Origin of the sequence: Micromonospora sp. NPDC048839, assembly GCF_040649915.1 — a bacterium.
Lineage (GTDB): Bacteria > Actinomycetota > Actinomycetes > Mycobacteriales > Micromonosporaceae > Micromonospora.
On sequence record NZ_JBEZGL010000002.1, the window covers coordinates 63,538 to 76,948 of the forward strand.

Here is a 13,411-nt window from a genome sequence, read left to right on the forward strand (position 1 = left end):
GGCCGAGGTGAAACGCCCGGCGCGGTGACTTGACCTCAATCTCGGGTGAGGTCCTAACCTCCGTATCGGAGGTGAGGCATGAGCATGGAATTTGCCGCGTGGACGTCTCTGCACCACGCGATGAACGCGCAGGAAGAACGACCACTGTCCCGTGTCACCCTGAAGCGCATCGTGGAGTTCGCGCGTCCGCACCGGTCCCTGATCGTCAGGTTCCTGCTGTTGAGCGTGGTGACGGCTGTCCTCACGGTGGCGGCACCGGTCCTCGCCGGACGGGTGGTGGAGGCCATCGTGGACGGCGCCGACAGCGGCGTCGTGATCCGGTTGGCGGTGCTGATCGCCGTGATCGCCCTGGCCGAAGCCGGCCTGGGTCTGGTGACGCGGTTCCTGTCCGCCAGCATCGGCGAGGGGCTCATCGTCCAGCTGCGGACGGCCGTCTTCGACCACGTGCAGCGCATGCCGGTGGCGTTCTTCACCCGGACGCGCACCGGTGCGCTGGTCAGCCGCCTGAACAACGACGTGATCGGCGCGCAGCGGGCCTTCAGCGACACCCTGTCCGGGGTGGTCGGCAATGCGGTCACCCTGGCACTGACGCTGGCGGTGATGCTGAGCTTCTCGTGGCAGATCACGGTGCTGGCGCTCGTGCTGCTGCCCATCTTCGTCCTCCCGGCGCGCCGGATGGGTTCGAAGCTCGCCCAGTTGCAGCGTGAGGCGGCCGAGCACAACGCGGCGATGAGCACGCGGATGACGGAACGCTTCTCGGCGCCCGGCGCGACCCTGGTCAAGCTGTACGGGCGGCCGGCCGAGGAGTCGGCCGAGTTCGCAGCGCGGGCGCGTCGGGTGCGGGACATCGGCATCCGCACCGCCATGCTCCAGTGGGTCTTCATCACCGCGCTCACCGTCGTCGGCTCGCTGGCGCTGGCCCTGGTCTACGGGCTGGGCGGAATCTACGCCCTGCGGGGCAGCCTGGACGCCGGGACCGTGGTCGCCCTCGCGCTGCTGCTGTCGCGTCTCTACGCGCCGTTGACCTCGCTGGCCAGCGCCCGGGTGGAGGTGATGAGCGCGTTGGTGAGCTTCGAGCGGGTGTTCGAGATCCTCGACATCAAGCCGCTGATCCTCGACCGACCCGACGCCCGGCCGCTCCCCGACGGGCCGGTCGCGGTGGAGTTCGACGGGGTACGGTTCGGCTACCCGTCAGCGGACAAGGTGTCGCTCGCGTCTCTCGAAGATGTGGTGAAGCTCGATGCCCGCGGCGGCGACGAGGTGCTGCACGGGGTGTCGTTCCGCGCCGAGGCGGGGCAGATGGTCGCCCTCGTCGGCTCCTCCGGGGCGGGCAAGTCGACGATAGCGCAACTCGTTCCCCGCCTGTACGACGTCGAGGACGGCGCGGTGCGGCTCGCCGACGTCGACGTACGCGACCTGTCGGCCGAGTCGATCCGGACTGCGCTGGGCGTGGTCACCCAGGACGGGCATCTCTTTCACGAGAGCATCCGCGCCAACCTGGCGTTCGCTCGACCGGACGCCACGGAGGACGAGATGTGGGAGGTGCTCGGGCGTGCCCGACTCGACGACCTGATCCGCTCCCTCCCCGATGGGCTCGACACGGTCGTCGGTGAACGCGGGTACCGGCTGTCGGGCGGGGAACGGCAACGGCTCACCATCGCGCGGCTGCTGCTGGCCCGTCCGCGCGTGGTCATCCTCGACGAGGCCACCGCGCACCTCGACTCCACCTCTGAGGCGGCGGTTCAGGAGGCCCTCGCCGAAGCCCTGACCGGCCGGACGAGTGTGGTCATCGCGCACCGGCTCTCCACCATCCGGGCGGCAGACCAGATCCTCGTCGTCGAAGACGGCCGGATCGTCGAGCGTGGGCGACACGGCGACCTGCTCGCCGCCGGTGGCCGGTATCAGGAGTTGTACCGCACCCAGTTCGACCAGGACCAGCCGACGGTCCAGGAGCAACGCGTCGCCATCTGAGGCCGCCGCACCGGGCGCCTGCGCCACGACGCGAGCCGCCGCCCGCCCCGGGGGATCCCGGTGACGGGCGGCGGCAGCGGACGGTCAGTCGTTGTCGTTGTCGTCGTCGTCCGTGTCATCGTCGTCGGTGTCGGCGTCGTTGTCGTCGTTGTCGTCGTTGTCGTCGTTGTCGACCGGCTCCTGCTCGGCCTTCACCACCGAGCCGTTGTCCCGGTCGACGTCCACCTCGTGCTCGGTCTCGCCAGCGACGATCTCGACGCTCCACACCGGCCGGCCGTTCTCCTGCTCGGATTCGACCTCGACGATCTGGCCGCCACCGGCCTTGGCGAGTGCGATCTCACCGGCGCGCTTCTCGTCGACCGCGCTGCCTGCCGGCGCGGTGCCGGTGGTCGGCGTACCGCTGGGCGTACCCGACGAGGCACCTGCCGACGGCGTACCGCTGGTTCCCGGCGCGGCGGTGGTCGTGCCGGCCTCCGGCGCGTCCGTGGCCGTCGGGGCGACGGTGGCCGCGGCGAGTGCCGTGCCGCCGGCCCGCGTGTCGCTCACGGCGTTGACGCCGAGCGCGACCCCGGTCACCGCCAGCACCGCCGACCCGCCGACCGTCGCCAGAAGCAGGTTGGTGCGCTTCATCGTGGTGTCCACCTTTCCTCGGATGTCAACTCCTGTGTTGTCGACTCCGAGGATCGGCTGAAGTGGGATAGCACCGCGCTGTCCGAACGCTAAGGCCGGGTTAAGCCGGCGCTGGCGTCGGCCGCGCACCGAGCCCGAAGGCTGCGCCTCGACCGGAAGTGATCAGAGCGCCATTCGCATGAAGACGTCGGCGCGGGCGTACGGCGGCAGCGGGATCTGTTCCGGACTGACGTGCTGGAAGCCGGCAGCCTCGTAGAGGTGCACGGCGTTCGCAAGTTTGGTGCTGCTGCCCAGGAACAAGGTGGTCGCGCCGAGCTGGCGGGCCCGCTCGATCGCCGCCCCGATGAGCTGGCGGCCGAGGCCCTTGCCGCGCGCCGCCGGGACCACCGTCATCTTCGACAGTTCGAAGACGTCGTCGGAGTTGCGGACCAGGGCGACACAGCCGACGATCTCCCCGCCGTCGCGGACGATCAGCACGTCGCCGCCCGGGTCGACGATGGCGGCGAACGGGTCGCCGAGCGTCTTGCGGTCCGACTCCTCGATGGTGAAGAAGTGGGAGATCCATTCTTCGTTCAGCGTCCGGAAGGCCTCGGCCTCCGCAGCGGTCGTCATGGACGTGACGGTGAGCGTGCTCGGGTTCATGGTTCGATTCTCCGGCCACCGCTATTCGAACGTCCAATATCTTGTTCGGGGTCATTCGTATCCTTGAGGTATGGAACCCGAGTTGCGCCACCTGCGCTACTTCGTCGCGGTCGCCGAGGAGCTGCACTTCGGCCGCGCCGCAGTGCGGTTGCGGATGGCCCAGCCGCCGCTGTCGCAGCAGATCCGTCAGCTCGAGGCGATGATCGGTACGCCGCTGTTCGTCCGCACCTCCCGGTCGGTGGCACTCACGCCCGCGGGCGAGGCGTATCTGGACCGGTGCCGGCGGGTGTTGGCCGCCGTGGCCGACGACGTGCACGAGGCGGGGCGCATCGGGCGCGGGGAGCAGGGGCGCTTCGACATCGGCTTCGTCAGTTCGGCGATCCCGCTCGGGCTGGCCGGGCCGATCCGTCGTTTCCGCGAACGCCATCCGGCCGTCCACCTGCGGCTGCACGAGGCGTACACGGCGCACATCGTCGACCGGTTGTTGAACGGCGAGGTCGATCTCGGCGTGGTCCGGGACGCGGACGACCACGACGACCTGGTCGGCACCACGTTCGCCACCGAGTCCTTCGTCGCCGTCCTGCCGCCCGACCACCCGCACGCGGGAAGCCTCGCGATCAACGCCGTGGTGCTGCGCGACGACCCGTTCGTCTTCTTCCCACGGGTGGCCGGCGAGCGGGCCTACCAGCGCAATCTCCGGCCGTGCCTGGAAGCCGGCTACACCCCGCGCATCGTCCAGGACGCCACCAGTTGGGCCACTGTGGCGCACCTGGTCGCGGCCGGCCTCGGGGTGACGATCGCGCCGGCGAGCATCTCCGCCGTGGTGCCCGCCTCGGTGGCAGTGCTGCCGTTGACCGACACCGAGGCGACCACCGAGGTGCAGATCCTGCGCCGCCGAGACGACGACCGGATCACCTCGGCGGGCTTCGAGGCCGCAGGTCGGGCATCCTGACCTGCGCGGTGCAGCGCCAGCAGTGCCGGCGCGGCTAGCCGCGCCTGTTGAGTTCCGCTTCGAGCCGCTGGACGAGCGTCTTGCGGTCCTTGCCGGCGTGCTCGTTGCGCAACGCGGTTTTGAGCTGCCGCTTGTCGAGGCCACGGACCAGCTTGGCGGCCTCGGCGACCGACATCTCCGACATCCGGCCGGCCGTGGTGGCGTCTCGACGCGCCCGTTTCGCCGGGCCGGTGTTGGCGACGTACTGCTTGCCGGACCGGGAGGCGGCACGCTTCTTGGTGTCGGTCGCCCGTTTCTGGCTGTCCGACATCTCGTCCCAGGCCTTCTTGGGCAGGTAACGGCTCGTCGTGTCGCCCTTGCGCGCGCGGGTGTCGCCCTCTTTCGTCTGCCACTTCTCGTTGCCCCAGCGCTGGAGCGACTTCTGTCGCTCGTCCTTTTCGCCCAGGAATCCCCCGCCGCGCTTCTTGTACTCCTGAGTCACCAGCTGTGACTTGCGCGCCGACCACTGCCCCGGCCTGCCACCCTTGTCGGAGGCCTTGACCTCTTCCTTGATCTGCTCTCTGAGCTCGGGTTTCGTATACCGCGCCATAGCTGGCAGCTACCCCACGGCACCGCGCCTAACCCTCCCGCTGGGTCGTCGGTGGGCGCAGCCGCAGCAGCACCCGAGCCCCGCCAGTCGGACCGGCCCGCAACTCCAGGCTGCCGCCGCCGGCCTGCGCGGCACGCCGGGCGATGTCCAGGCCGAGACCCGTCGACCCGGCCGCGCTGGCGCCCCGCCGGACCGCCCCGACCGGCAGGCCGGGGCCGGCGTCCGCCACGGTGAGGACCACCTCCCCCGCGTCACGGGTGAGGTGGACGGCGAACGGCGTTCCGTCGGGGGTGTGCGCGAAGACGTTTCCGAGCAGGGCGTCCACGGCCGCCGTCAGGTCGTCGGCGGGCACACCCACCGGCAGCGGGCCGGGAACCAGGTCGAGGGTGGCGGCCCGGCCGGTGTCCTCGGCCAGCACCGACCAGAACGCGACCCGGTCGGCGACGATCGCCGCCGCGTCCGAGGTGGCCGGCTGCGCCGACGGCGAGTGACGCCACCGGGCCTGCCGGATCAACCCGGTGACCGCGCGTTCGAGCCCGTCGGCCGCGGTGGTGATCCGGGCGGCGTCGTCCGGGTCGCGCAGCGACTCCGCCTCCAGCCGCAACGCCGTCAACGGGGTACGCAGCCGGTGCGACAGGTCGGCGACCTGCTCACGCTCCTGCACCAGGAGCACCTGGATCCGGGTGGCGAGATGGTTGAGCGCACCGGCCACCTCGCGCAGCTCGGCCGGACCGGCCGGGGTGACCCGGGCGTCCAGCTCGGCGTTGGCCAGCCGGTGCGACACGGCCGACAGGTCGCTGATCGGGCGAACCAGATTACGGGCCAGCCGGTCGGCGACCAACAGGCCGATCAGCACCAGCAGCACACCGAGCAGGGCCAGCACCAACCAAGCCCGGGTGACCCCGGCGGTCAGCTCGTGTCGCGGCACCACGATCCGGATCACCCCGGTCCCGTCCGTTCGACCCTGCACGGCGATGACCACCTCCCGGCCGGCCGCCGACTCCCCGGTCAGGCTCTGCCCGCGCGCGGCCAGGGCCACCGCCGGCGTACGGGGGGTCTGCGCGCCGAGCACCGACCCGTCCGGCAGGAAGACACTCACCGGTCGCCCGGACTCGGCGGCGAGTTGCTCGACGGTGAGTCGGATCGTCGTCGCGTCGGCGGTGCCGACCACCGGCACCAGACTCTGCGCGTCGGCGGTGGCCGCGACCGTCGCCCGGTCCTCCGCGACGGTGCGGACCAGCAGCGCCAACGGCACCAGGAACGCGATGAGGGTGAGCACGCTGACGGCGGCGACCAGCAGCGCGAGCCGGGCCCTCACGGCTGCGCCGCCGGTGCCTCGAGACGCACCCCGACCCCGCGCACGGTGTGCAGGTAACGCGGCTGTTGGGCGTTCTCCCCCAGCTTGCGGCGCAGCCAGGACAGGTGCACGTCGACGGTCTTGTCGGCGCCGCCGTACGGGATCTGCCAGACCTCGGTGAGCAGTTCACGTTTGGTGACCACCTGGCCGGGGCGGCCGGCCAGGTGGTGCAGCAGGTCGAACTCGCGCGGCGTCAACTCCACCGCCGTACCGTCCAGGGTGACCTGTCGGGACCGGGGGTCGACGCGCAGCCCGCCCACGACGAGCGACGGGGCCTGCCCGTCCGTGCCCGCCGGGCCCCGTCGCAACACCGCTCGGACGCGGGCGTCGAGCTGCGCGGCGGTGAACGGCTTGACCACGTAGTCGTCGGCGCCCGCGTCGAGCACCCGGACGATCTCGGCCTCGTCGTCCCGGGCGGTGGCCACGATGACCGGCACCGAGCTGACCGCGCGCAGCATCCGCAGCAGCTCGCGGCCGTCCAGGTCGGGTAGGCCCAGGTCGAGCACGACGAGGTCGGGCCGATCTTCCAGGGCGTCCCGCAGGCCGGCCATCGCGGTCGAGGCGGCGGCCACCGCGTGGCCGCGTTCCCGCAACGCCCGGATCAGCGGTGTACGGATCGTCAGGTCGTCCTCGATGAGCAGCAGGCGGGCCACAGCTGGCAGGTTAACCGCTACCGCCGGCGGCTAGGCCCACGTTAACCATGCCTTAGCGTCGGGATGTGCCAACGACAAGGGCGGATCGGGGATAGTCAGGGAATGGGCCGTCGTTCGCTTCTCGTCGCCGCCGGGTGGGTGGCCACGGTCGCCGTGGCGACCCTGATCGGGTTGGGCGCGATCCAACTGGTCGGGGAGAGCATCACCGGCACCCCGGGTGGGGTGCGCAGCGAGGCGGAGATCGAACGGGCGCTCGCCTCGCCGGAGCCCGTGCCCAGCGGCACGACGGGCACCGGCTCGGCCGCTCCGGGCACGACGGGCGCCGCACCCAGCGCCAGCCCCGGGGTCCGTCGGGGGTTCGCCACCGAGGGCGGCACGGCCGTGGCCGAGTGCGGCGCCGACGGCGTACGCCTCGTCTCCTGGGCGCCCGCGCAGGGCTACCGGGTCCGGGACGTGGACCGGGGACCGGACGATGACGTCGAGGTCACCTTCGCGGGGTCGACCCGCGAGTACGAGTTGAAGGTGCGCTGCATCGGCTCGGAGCCGGTGGCCGTCGCCGACGACTGAGCCGGATGTACCGCGTCGGGGCGCCTAGGGCGACCATGGTCGGTGTCTCCTCCCGGCGATGGACGAGCGGGGCACCGCCAGCGGGGGTCGGATCAACTGGTCTTGATGGTCAGCGTAGGCGGGTTGGCCGACTCCCTGCTCCCGATGGTGACGGAGCGGTCTGCGGTGACCTGCAGGCTCAAACTCTGATCACCGAACCACTGCGCTATCGCGAAGCCAGTGACATCAATGGATACATACGGACTGTCGCCAGTGCACGTCACCTCTCGCACCGACGTGAACGTCGCCGACGGCCGGGTGTTCCAGGACGTACCACTCTCTGTCCATCCACCATCCGCGCCGCCGTTGACCCTGAGCGTCACCGGCTGCGTAGCGCACTGACTGACGTACAGGTTGACGGCAGCCCGGTTCATATCGGCCACCGCTGCGAGGCTGTACCGCAGGAGAGCCAGCCGATTGCCGGTATCGGCTGCCAGCGTGGTGCCGCTGCCATGCGCCGCCGCCGGGCTGGCAGCGTCGACGTACGTGTCCGCGAGCGCCGGCCGGTCGGTGTGCTCGGCCCGGATGATCAGTTCCGGCGGGTTCACCGCACTCTCCCGTGAGGTGATGCCGATGTACTTGTGGCTTCCCGCCGGATCGCCGGTAATCGCGAACGAGGCCCGCCCGTCGGCGGCGTTGCGCCGTAGATAGTCGGTCACGTCCAGCTCGACCATGCCGCCCTCAGCGGACACGTTCACCGTTTTCAGGGCCGCGCCGGGAGCGGGCCTGCTGTTCCAGCTGACCAGACCCTCGTTCCAGGCATCGCCGACCTCGGAGACGACCACCCTGTCCGCGCCTGGGACGGCGTCGGTCACCCGCGCGTGGAACTGCAGCTTGGCGTACTCGATCTCGCCGTACTGCGCGATGTCGAAGGTCAAGTAGCTGGCCCGCTGCCGAGTGGTGGTGTTTTTGACGGCGTTCACCGGCGACTGGCCGTAGGCGGCGCCGGGTACGCCTGAATCGACCCACGTGTCGCCGATGGGGATGCTGCTGGCATTTGGCTGCTGCCAGTTGTCGAGCTGTGGTCCCCGCAGAGTCAGGATGAGTTCCGGCTGACCGGTCGGGGCCTCCCTGTTGTTGAGCAGCACGAAGTCGCCGGTCCGCGCTGGATCGCTCAACACGAAGGTGACCTTGCCGTCACCGGTTGCCTGCTCCCGGACATGGCTGGTGACGTCGCCGCTGGCGTACGCGGGCGCCGTGCCGACCGTGAGGTTGCCGACCGGGCCCCCATCGGGCAGGGGAGCGTTGTTCCAGGTCAGCTCCTTCTCGCTCCACTTGTCGCCAGCCGCTTGGACAACCAGGTCCGTGGTGCATCCGGTACAGGTCGTGTTGCTGCCGTACATCCGCAAGGTGGCACTGGCGATGTCGGTCGGGTCCACACCGGCCAGGTCGAACTTGAGGTAGCTGTGCCGCGTCCAGCCGTCGCCGGTGCCCTTCACGACCAGACCGGTGCCGCCGTAGTTCACGTCGCCGTTGTCCTTCCAGACCATCGCATCGTCCGTCGGACGCAGTACCCGCGGGTCGGTCGCCACCACCGCGGTCTCGGTCGCGCCACCGGTCTGGAACGAGGTCACGCTCAGGATCGCCGGCACCGTCTGCACCAGCCGTACGCCGGGCGACCCGGACACCAGGCCCCCGCTGGGGGTGTTCAGCTTCACGTGCAGCGCGCCCGTACGGCGCTGGGTGGGATCAGCCGCGGCAACCCTGATGGTGGTGGGCGTACGCAGCAGCACCACCGAAGCAGCGTCATCGACCGTGAGGAACGCAGCCTCGCCCCACGCGTCCAACCGCTGGGTCACCCGGGGCTGCCAGAAGTTGACGCCGATGACATCGAGCGGGTTCTGCTGGACCGACTGGATCGTCTTCTCGTTGCGCAGCACGCGAATCTGCGGATTCGCGGCGTACTCGGCGGTCTGCTGTGCGCCCGCCCCGGGCAGCAGCGCGTAGCTGTAGGAGGCGTTCGACGGGTTTGTGCCGTGGTCGATCCAGAGGGACACGTACGCACGCTGGTGCGGCGTCGTGCTGCCACCCGGGTCGATCGCGTTCCAGGCGCCACTTCGGATCTCACGCTTGCAGTGCAGCGTCACCGCGCCCGGGAAGTAGTAGCCGATGTTCTGGCCACTCAGGTGAGCGTTCGTCACGCCACTGATGACCTCGGTGCTGCCGTTGGTGGCGCAGCGCGCTGTCCCGTTGATGGTCAGCGCCTCGGCACCACTCACTCGTCGCTGGTCCACGGTGGTGATGATGGTGCCGGTGCCGGTGATGCCCGCGCCGAGCGCGACGATCTCGTTGTCGTAGAGGAACCAGGACTTCTTCGCCGTGAGGTCCGAGAACGGGTCGCGCAGCTCCATGCCAACCGAGGCGTACCGGTCGTCGAGCGACGCGCCGCCGACCCAACTCGCGGTGGATGGCACGCCACTGGGGTGCGTCGTGGACCGGGCTGCGGTGGAGACGGTCGTGCCGGGCAGACGGGTTGCGTCCACCGTCGGCCAGTAGGCGTCGTCGTACTGACCCAGGTCGTTTGGCAGGCTCAGCTGCGTCATGCCGTACCGGGTGAACCATCCGCGCGGGTTCTGGCCGAGGGTCTCGTAGTCGAGGATTCGGTTGGAGAACATGCTCACCCCGGCCAGGTAACCGGGCCGCTGGTGGGTGACCTGGTCCATGCCGGCGTACACCTTGGTGGCGACGAGATCCACCTCGCCGACCACAGCGACCGCGTCGATCACCGCGTAGGCCCGCGCGAGCGTGAACAGCGACAGGAAATAGGTGTCCGGGTAAGGCGCGAAGGTGTCGCCGCTGATCAGCCCCTTGGCCATACGGCGCAGGCGCAGCGCCTCGGTCGCGGGCACGACCTCGGCCAGGATGAGCGCAGCCCGCGTAAGACCGTGCCCGGACTGGTGGTTGCTGATGCTGGTCCCGGCGGGATCGCCGCGCCTCCCCGTCCCGGCCCGCGCGATCTCCCTCCCCCGCACGCCGGGCGTGCCGGCACCTCGGTACACCAGGGGCCGCAGGCCGTCTCGCAGCCAACCAGCGAACGCGGTGCTGGCGGCGCCGTCGATCGCCCAGGGCGAGCCACTCAGGGCGTAGATCAGCTCCGCGTACGTCTGGGCCATCGAGGTGCCGTAACCGCCGCTGTACGGGTGCCGGCCGTGCTGGATGAAAGAACCGTCGCCATAGATGCCCTCGCCGACCTGCACGGTCGCCATCGTCTCCAGGGCGTTGTCCCGTGCCGTGGCGATGGCCGCGACGTCGTTGGCCAGGACACCCATCATGACTTCGGTGGCGCATTTCCAGGTGCGGTTCGCGCCACGGGTCGGTTCGGCGTAGTCGTCGCCGTTGGTGCTGCGGCCGGACCGCGTGCAGGTGGGCGTGAGCACCTCGATGGCCGAGAGGTAGTCCCGCACGGCAAGTCTCGGATGCCCCCACATCATCACCGCGATGTTGACGATTTGCTTGGGGATGGCGATTTCCCAGTCGTACCACTCCGCGGAGGGATGCGGCAGCGGCAGCTCGGCAGCACTGTTCGGGAACGTGTCGACGAGTGCGTTGAGCCCGCCGACCGTCCTATCGGCCAGCGCCGCGTTGCCGGTGAGAATGGTCCCCGGCGTGGCGTAGGCGGTGGCCATCTGCGCCAGCCGATCGACCGACCTGGACAAGCCCGTCGTGCTGTCGTAGTCGAACTCGATCGGCCACAGCCGGCCGTGCTCGGGATTGTCCGCATCTGAGACGGCCAGCGGGTCGATGCTGGCGGCGTACCCCTGAATTTGGGGGACATCGGGGAGGCGGCCGGCGTAGCGGGCATCACCGGCGTGGTTGGTGTCGCTGTCGGTCAACAGTTGTAGCCAGCGGTGGCGAACGGTCTCCACGTCGCTCACCGCACGCGCAGGCACCGCCACCGCCTGGGCCGCGCCGGTTACCAGCAGGATGAGGACGAGCAGCAGCACCCTGGGGTGCCGGTAGCCCTTCCGCGATTGTCGAAAGCGGACACCCATGATCTTCTCCCCCGTGAAAATTGGGCGGAGCCTAGCAAGGGTGTGGCCGGCACGCAGACCCCCGTCGCCGACGACTGACGTCGCCACGAGTCCGCAACCGGTCGCCCTACTGCCCCGCCGGCTGCTCGCGGTCTGCGGCGCGGCCGAGGGCGACCATGCGCAGCGTCTCCTCTCGGCGTTGGACGAGCAGCGCTCCGACCAGGAAGGTCACCGGTGGGACGAGCACCAGCATCGCCCACTGCGCCGGCACCAGCGGGATGACGTGCGCCATGTTCATGGTGGAGGTGGCCCAACCGGCGAGAGCGCTGTCGATCACCAGGGCGAGCGCCGCGACCGGGAGGAGCATGACGACGATCCGTCGGCGTACCCCGGAGTCGAGCCCGGCCAGCGCGACGAGCATGGCCAGCGCGGCGGCCGCCAGTGCCGCGACGTAGAGCCACACGACCAGTTCGCTTGTCGCCTCGATGCCGTACAGGACCTGGTAGGACGTGCCGCTCACCGGGTCGAACGTGGGGCGGTTCAGCCGGTTGATCTCCAACAGCACGACCATGACGATCGGTGCGAGCAGCAGGGCCGTCAACCGGCGTACGCCCAGCAGCGCGACTATCCGGTGACGCGGCACCGACAGGGTCAGCGCGGCGCCCGCCACGACGGCGAGAGCGACCTGCGGCAGGGTGTCCACCACGTAGGTGAGATCGTCAGCGGCCTGGGGAGCGACAAGCGCGGCCCATCCGAGCACGCCAGCCCAGGCCAGACCGGCGGCCAACCAGCGCCAGCCGACAAGCGCGGCCACGCAGACCCCCGCCCAGCCGGCCACCCGCAGCCAGTCGACGAGGTCGACGCCACCCGGCCCGAACCGCGGTGGCAGGCTTGGATCCCGGAGGAGCTGGTCGAGCAGTGACTTGCCGGCCAGGGCGAACAGGACGAGGCTGACCAGCAGACCCGTCACCGCCGCCGCGTCCGCCCAGACCGGCTCGGTGAACCCCCGTGCGCTCACCCGCAGCCGAGCCCGCAGTCCGGCGCCGACCAGATTTCGCACGTCGGCGGCGGCGGGTCGCCGCTGACCCGGCCGCGCGCCGGCGAGAAGCACGGCCAGCATCTCGTCCTCGTACGCCCGGCGGTGCTCCCACGGATACACGGCCAGCAGTCGCCGGTAGCGGCGTTCCAGATCGTCGCTGCTCACGCCGCACCCCCGTCGGTCAGTAGGCCACCGCGGCGCAGCCGCGTGCGAGCGGCTTCCGCGTTGAGTCGGAGGCGGGACGCGTCTTCGGCGAGCCGACGCGCGCCCAGGGCGGTGAGCCGGTAGTAGCGGCGCAGTCGCGACTGCACGACCTCCTCCCGCTCGACCTCGATGAGGCCTTCGGCGCGGAGCCGGTCGAGGACCGCGTAGAGGGTGCCGGCGCGCAGGCGCACCCGGCCGTCGGAGATACGCAGCACGTCCTCGATGACTGCGTACCCGTGTTGGGGAGCCTCGGCGAGTGCGGTGAGCACCAGGAACGTCGGTTCCCGAAGTGGACTGTCGGTCACACCGAGAAGCATATACCGATGATCGGTATATGCAAGAAGATGACAACGACAGGTGCGCAAATCTGAAGATCGCTAAGCTCCTGCCGTGATCCGCACCCTCGTCGTCGCCTCCCTGCTGCTGACCGGTTGCTCCGCGACCGAAGCACCCGCCCCCACATCGACCACGCCCTCGGACAAGTCCGCGGCCTCCGCGTGCACGCGGGTGGTCTACACCCTGGAGAAGAACAAACCACCCTTCGAGGACACGGGCACCGCGATGCGCGCCATCGAGTCGACCGATCCCGGTATCCGGGAGGCCGGTCAGCGGCTGGGATCGGCCGCCCAGGAAGCCGGCGACCTCTGGGTGCTGGACGACCCCACCGTCGACAAGGGGCCGGCCGACAAACGTGTGGCCGACGCGCGCCAGGGCCTGCTGACGGCGTGCACCAGCCTGTTCGGTGAGTACCCGTGGCCGTTCACCCGGACGCCCACACCGACGCCCAGCACATGAGC

Annotated in this window: 12 protein-coding genes; 4 read left to right on the forward strand and 8 right to left on the reverse strand. The window is 70.3% G+C overall.

Annotated features, from left to right (window positions below):
- Window positions 1-78: 78 nt before the first annotated feature.
- Window positions 79-1,971 carry an ABC transporter ATP-binding protein gene (locus AB0C25_RS03505; protein ID WP_357369177.1) on the forward strand — a complete coding sequence of 631 codons (1,893 nt, stop codon included), beginning with the start codon at window positions 79-81 and terminating at the stop codon, window positions 1,969-1,971.
- 84 nt (window positions 1,972-2,055) lie between these two features.
- Here AB0C25_RS03505 and AB0C25_RS03510 read toward each other — a convergent pair whose 3' ends face one another.
- Window positions 2,056-2,601: a PepSY domain-containing protein gene (locus tag AB0C25_RS03510; protein WP_357369179.1), complete on the reverse strand. Its 546-nt coding sequence runs from the start codon at window positions 2,599-2,601 to the stop codon at window positions 2,056-2,058.
- Between the two features lie 162 nt (window positions 2,602-2,763).
- Complete coding sequence (locus tag AB0C25_RS03515) at window positions 2,764-3,213, reverse strand: GNAT family N-acetyltransferase (RefSeq protein ID WP_357369181.1); 450 nt, start codon at window positions 3,211-3,213, stop codon at window positions 2,764-2,766.
- A 100-nt stretch (window positions 3,214-3,313) separates the two neighbouring features.
- Here AB0C25_RS03515 and AB0C25_RS03520 point away from each other — a divergent pair, with 100 nt between their 5' ends.
- On the forward strand, window positions 3,314-4,195 hold the full coding sequence (locus AB0C25_RS03520; protein WP_357369183.1) for a LysR substrate-binding domain-containing protein: 882 nt from the start codon (window positions 3,314-3,316) through the stop codon (window positions 4,193-4,195).
- A 34-nt stretch (window positions 4,196-4,229) separates the two neighbouring features.
- Here the strand turns inward: AB0C25_RS03520 and AB0C25_RS03525 are convergent, their stop codons facing one another.
- The 3 genes from AB0C25_RS03525 to AB0C25_RS03535 are packed head-to-tail and all read right to left on the reverse strand — an operon-like array spanning window position 4,230 to window position 6,794.
- A complete protein-coding gene (locus AB0C25_RS03525; RefSeq protein ID WP_357369185.1) occupies window positions 4,230-4,784 on the reverse strand; it encodes a DUF5872 domain-containing protein in 555 nt (184 codons plus the stop codon).
- Between the two features lie 28 nt (window positions 4,785-4,812).
- The gene (locus tag AB0C25_RS03530) at window positions 4,813-6,102 is read right to left on the reverse strand and encodes a HAMP domain-containing sensor histidine kinase (protein WP_357369187.1); all 1,290 of its coding nucleotides are present in this window, start codon (window positions 6,100-6,102) and stop codon (window positions 4,813-4,815) included.
- Window positions 6,099-6,794, reverse strand: coding sequence for a response regulator transcription factor (locus AB0C25_RS03535; RefSeq protein WP_357369189.1), 696 nt, complete (start codon window positions 6,792-6,794; stop codon window positions 6,099-6,101). Before AB0C25_RS03535 ends, AB0C25_RS03530 begins: the two co-directional genes overlap by 4 nt.
- Window positions 6,795-6,896: 102 nt before the next feature.
- Between AB0C25_RS03535 and AB0C25_RS03540 the strand changes: the two genes are divergently transcribed.
- A complete protein-coding gene (locus AB0C25_RS03540; protein WP_357369191.1) occupies window positions 6,897-7,361 on the forward strand; it encodes a septum formation initiator in 465 nt (154 codons plus the stop codon).
- A gap of 92 nt (window positions 7,362-7,453) precedes the next feature.
- Here AB0C25_RS03540 and AB0C25_RS03545 read toward each other — a convergent pair whose 3' ends face one another.
- The 3 genes from AB0C25_RS03545 to AB0C25_RS03555 form a co-directional block, all read right to left on the reverse strand.
- A complete protein-coding gene (locus tag AB0C25_RS03545) occupies window positions 7,454-11,392 on the reverse strand; it encodes a polysaccharide lyase family 8 super-sandwich domain-containing protein (RefSeq protein WP_357369192.1) in 3,939 nt (1,312 codons plus the stop codon).
- Window positions 11,393-11,498: 106 nt separating this feature from the next.
- Window positions 11,499-12,575: a hypothetical protein gene (locus AB0C25_RS03550; RefSeq protein ID WP_357369194.1), complete on the reverse strand. Its 1,077-nt coding sequence runs from the start codon at window positions 12,573-12,575 to the stop codon at window positions 11,499-11,501.
- Window positions 12,572-12,919: a PadR family transcriptional regulator gene (locus AB0C25_RS03555; protein WP_357369195.1), complete on the reverse strand. Its 348-nt coding sequence runs from the start codon at window positions 12,917-12,919 to the stop codon at window positions 12,572-12,574. Before AB0C25_RS03555 ends, AB0C25_RS03550 begins: the two co-directional genes overlap by 4 nt.
- Window positions 12,920-13,004: 85 nt before the next feature.
- On the opposite strand from AB0C25_RS03555, the gene AB0C25_RS03560 reads away from it, so the two are divergent.
- Entirely contained in the window at window positions 13,005-13,409 is a 405-nt protein-coding gene (locus AB0C25_RS03560) for a hypothetical protein (RefSeq protein ID WP_357369197.1), read from the forward strand.
- Window positions 13,410-13,411 lie beyond the last annotated feature (2 nt).

Bases quoted from the DNA above. Each gene is read 5' to 3' on its own strand.
- AB0C25_RS03505 (WP_357369177.1), top strand. From the start codon at position 79: ATGAGCATGGAATTTGCCGCGTGGACGTCTCTGCACCACGCGATGAAC.
- AB0C25_RS03510 (WP_357369179.1), bottom strand. From the start codon at position 2,601: ATGAAGCGCACCAACCTGCTTCTGGCGACGGTCGGCGGGTCGGCGGTG.
- AB0C25_RS03515 (WP_357369181.1), bottom strand. From the start codon at position 3,213: ATGACGACCGCTGCGGAGGCCGAGGCCTTCCGGACGCTGAACGAAGAA.
- AB0C25_RS03520 (WP_357369183.1), top strand. From the start codon at position 3,314: ATGGAACCCGAGTTGCGCCACCTGCGCTACTTCGTCGCGGTCGCCGAG.
- AB0C25_RS03525 (WP_357369185.1), bottom strand. From the start codon at position 4,784: ATGGCGCGGTATACGAAACCCGAGCTCAGAGAGCAGATCAAGGAAGAG.
- AB0C25_RS03540 (WP_357369191.1), top strand. From the start codon at position 6,897: ATGGGCCGTCGTTCGCTTCTCGTCGCCGCCGGGTGGGTGGCCACGGTC.
- AB0C25_RS03545 (WP_357369192.1), bottom strand. From the start codon at position 11,392: ATGGGTGTCCGCTTTCGACAATCGCGGAAGGGCTACCGGCACCCCAGG.